2 protein-coding genes are annotated in these 2,102 nt (G+C 69.3%); both read left to right on the top strand.

Annotation, left to right across the window (positions count from 1 at the left end; all coding sequences use genetic code 11):
* Positions 1 to 423: zinc-binding dehydrogenase (locus ACFRMQ_RS40350; protein ID WP_380735893.1), on the top strand; the 423-nt coding region annotated here is incomplete at its 5' end.
* A 207-nt stretch (positions 424 to 630) separates the two neighbouring features.
* The gene (locus ACFRMQ_RS40355) at positions 631 to 1,767 is read left to right on the top strand and encodes a serine hydrolase domain-containing protein (protein WP_380735894.1); all 1,137 of its coding nucleotides are present in this window, start codon (positions 631 to 633) and stop codon (positions 1,765 to 1,767) included.
* Positions 1,768 to 2,102 lie beyond the last annotated feature (335 nt).

Here is a 2,102-nt window from a genome sequence, read left to right on the forward strand (position 1 = left end):
ACAGCCCAGCGGAGCACTCGAAGGAGGAAGAAGCCCCTGGCCACGGCCTCGGTCACTCAGCGGGGCTCAGGAGAACTCGCGGGATGTCGCACAGTGGGCGGACCCCGACTTCCCCGGTTCCTGGAGAGGTTGAACCCCAACGGGCGGTACGTGACCGTCGGCGTGGTCGGCGGACAGCCTCCCGCGGACTTCGGTATGCGACTCATCGACGCCTTCCGCCGGTCGCTGTCCTTCGCCACCTTCAGCTCCGACACCGTGTCCGGCCCCGAACGGCAGGCGGTGCGCTCCTCCCAGTTCGCCGACGCCGCCCGCGGAGGCCTGCGCACGGTGGCGCACGAGGTACTACCGCTGGAGCAGGCCGCGGCGGCCCACCGCGCGATGGACGCGGGAGAGGTCTTCGGAAGGGTGGTGCTGGTGCCCTGAACCGGCACTCCCCGGCATCGCCCGGCACCGCCCGGCCGGTCCTGACCACCGTCAGGACCGGCCGCGGGCCGGGTCCAGGACCGGCTTCTGGCCAGAGCGTTCCCGTCCGGCCAGTCTTCGCCGGGGAGCCTGGATCGCGCGCGGATCCGATGCCATCATGGACAGCCCGCGGCGGCGCCCAGCCCCTGCGGACTTCCAGGGGGAAACATGCCGATCGTGAAGAAGACCGCCGTGCTGGTCGGGGCGGCCTGCGCGCTGGTACTCGCGCTGTCGCCGGCGGCGCAGGCCGCGCCGGATGACAACCGCGCCCAGACCCTGACGGCGCTGAAGACGTTCCAGGCGGCGGCGGGGCCCGGCGCAGGCGTGTACGCGGGGGACAGCACCGGGTCGTACTCCCTCTCCGTCGGTACGGGGACGATCAACACCAACACCCCGATCACCCCCACCGACCGCTTCCGCGTGGGCAGCCAGACCAAGACCTTCACGGCCGCGACCGTCCTCACGCTGGTCGGCGAGGGCAAGGTGTCCCTCGACACCGTCATCGGTCAGTACCTGCCGGGCGTCGTCACAGGCAACGGCTACGACGGCAACGCCATCACGGTGCGCCAGCTCCTCCAGCACACCAGCGGAATCGCGGCGTACAGCCCCAACCCCCTGCTCCCGCCCCCCGCCAACCCCGACGGTTCCTTCTCCCTGGACGTCCTCGTGCGGGACGGGCTGAAGAACGCCCCGGTCGGGCAGCCCGGCGCCACCATGGTGTACTCCAACACCAACTACCTGATCCTGGGCATGCTCATCGAGAAGGTCACCGGTACGCCGGTCCACGAGGCGGTCATGGCGCGAATCGTCCGGCCGCTCGGCCTGACCGCGACCTCTTTCCCGGCCCCCGGTGACCGCTCCCTGCCGACCCCGGCCGTGCACGGCTACAACGGTGTCCGCTTCGCCGGGTTCTTCTTCTGGCGTGATGTGATCAGCTACGACCCGTCGCTGTTCAGCAGCACCGGGGCGATGATCTCGACCCAGGACGACCTCACCCGCTTCTACCAGGCCCTGATCTCGGGCCGTGTCATTCCCCCGGCGATCCTGACCGAAATGGAACGGACCGTCCCCGTCGGCTCCCCGGACTCCCTGCTCGCCTACGGTCTCGGCATCGCCCGCTACAGCCTGCCGTGCGGCGGCGTGGCCTGGGGCCACGACGGCGAGGTCCCCGGCTACTACACGGAGACCCTGGTCACCGAGGACGGACGGCACGCGTCGGTGGTGACCAACGCGCACCTGGCGACCAACCCGCCGGTCGGCCAGATGTACGGCGTGCTGAACGCGGCGCTGTGCGACAAGTCCTGACCGCGAGCTGATCTGACAGTGAGGATTGGCCGTGGCATCGCCTGGGGGTCTGACTCTTGATCTGACTGACGCTTCGGCTGTCCTTCTCGGGAATCGTCGGCCTGCCGGGCGATGTAACTCGGCGCGTGGCCGGTCGGGCTTCTGTGACTTCATAGGAGTCAGCCGTTCACCTGCGGATGACGCCTCGCGGATCCTGCTGGCTAATTCGGGTCATGCGGCGAGGCTGAGTTCGAGTCGGCTTGAGGTTCCCCCGACGTGCGGAAGGTTGCCGGAGATGGCCTGATGGGTCATGAGAAGGGAGCCTTTGTGATGGCTGCTCAGATGAAGTACCCGCC

The organism is Kitasatospora sp. NPDC056783 (genome assembly GCF_042789895.1).
In the GTDB taxonomy this organism is placed as follows: Bacteria; Actinomycetota; Actinomycetes; order Streptomycetales; family Streptomycetaceae; genus Kitasatospora.